This is a genomic window from Ideonella livida (assembly GCF_010499455.1).
GTDB classification, from domain to species: Bacteria; Pseudomonadota; Gammaproteobacteria; order Burkholderiales; family Burkholderiaceae_C; genus Ideonella; species Ideonella livida.
Genome location: NZ_JAAGOH010000085.1, coordinates 1 through 1,208 on the forward strand (window position 1 = coordinate 1; position 1,208 = coordinate 1,208).

Consider the following 1,208-nt stretch of genomic DNA (forward strand, 5'->3'; position numbering starts at 1 on the left):
GACCGCCCCCGCAAGATCCTCGACTTCCGAACGCCCCGCGAGGTGTTCATGGAAATCGTCGAGGCCGAGCGATTCAAGCGCCTGCATGGGTCGGGGCTCGGTGTTGCACTTCAGGGTTGACACCACCGAGTGTCTACGCTTCCTGCAAAGCATCGACCCCTATCGATTTGCCAAGTACTTCGCAATCGAAAATCTGAGAGGCGCGCTGCCACTTTTTCAGCAATTGTCGGAATGCAAGAGCGGCAAACAAGTCACCGGCAAGATGCCTAGCTGGATGAAGAAGGCCTACATCGCCTACCGCATTCCAAGCCAGGGGGAGTCACGTTATCGCCGCTCAGCCTTCGGCAGCTGGCAGACCGCAGACAACTTCTACAGCGCCGAGCTGAGCGACGTCCTCTCGAGGTTGGCATTCTCAATCAGCCCTGAATCGCTCACGCAGACTGAAATCGATGAGCTTCGGGCAGAGGGGCTTCAGATTGAGAGACGAGAGAGCGATATGGAAGTCGAGATCAGCTTCGGCTCGGCGATTGATAGATGGGGGTTCTCTGACTATTGCGCTGCAATCTCAAGTCACGTTCGCAGTCTCACTGTACGCATCGACGAGGCCGAAAATCTAGCTCTAAAGCTTCAAAAGCGCTCGTTGATCTTTGATCGGAAGCGTAAAGAATAGAGTGATATCGGGGGGCGCGCGCGTGAAGCCTAACCCCTCTAGTAGGACTTCCCGTGGAGTCAAGCAGGGTGGTGTCAACCCTGAAGTGCAACACCGAGCCCCGGCCCATGCAGGCGCTTGAAGCGCTCGGCCTCGACGATTTCCATAAACACCTCGCGGGGTGTTCGGAAGTCGAGGATCTTGCGGGGGCGGTCGTTGAGCATGGCCTCGATGTAGGCCAGCTTCTGGGGCGTGACGGTGGACAGATCGGTGCCCTTGGGCAGGAACTGACGTACCAGGCCGTTCATGTTCTCGTTGGAGCCGCGCTGCCACGGGGAGTAGGGCTCACAGAAGTAGACCGGCATGCCTGTGGCTTGGGTGAACTCTTCGTGGCGGGCCATCTCGCTGCCACGGTCGTAGGTCAGACTCAGCCGCAGTTCGGGCATGACGGTCTTGAAGCGCCGGCTGAAGCCTTCGAGGGCATGTGCGGCGGTGCAGCCGTTCATCTGCGTGAGCAGCACAAAGCGGCTGTAGCGCTCAACGGCTGTGCCGATGGCGC

At 58.9% G+C, this 1,208-nt stretch carries 2 protein-coding genes; one reads left to right on the plus strand and one right to left on the minus strand.

Annotated features, from left to right (window positions below; all coding sequences use genetic code 11):
• Positions 1–85 precede the first annotated feature (85 nt).
• Positions 86–670 carry a hypothetical protein gene (locus G3A44_RS23145; RefSeq protein ID WP_163460112.1) on the plus strand — a complete coding sequence of 195 codons (585 nt, stop codon included), beginning with the start codon at positions 86–88 and terminating at the stop codon, positions 668–670.
• A gap of 74 nt (positions 671–744) precedes the next feature.
• Here G3A44_RS23145 and G3A44_RS23150 read toward each other — a convergent pair.
• Positions 745–1,208: IS30 family transposase (locus G3A44_RS23150; protein WP_163460113.1), on the minus strand; the 464-nt coding region annotated here is incomplete at its 5' end.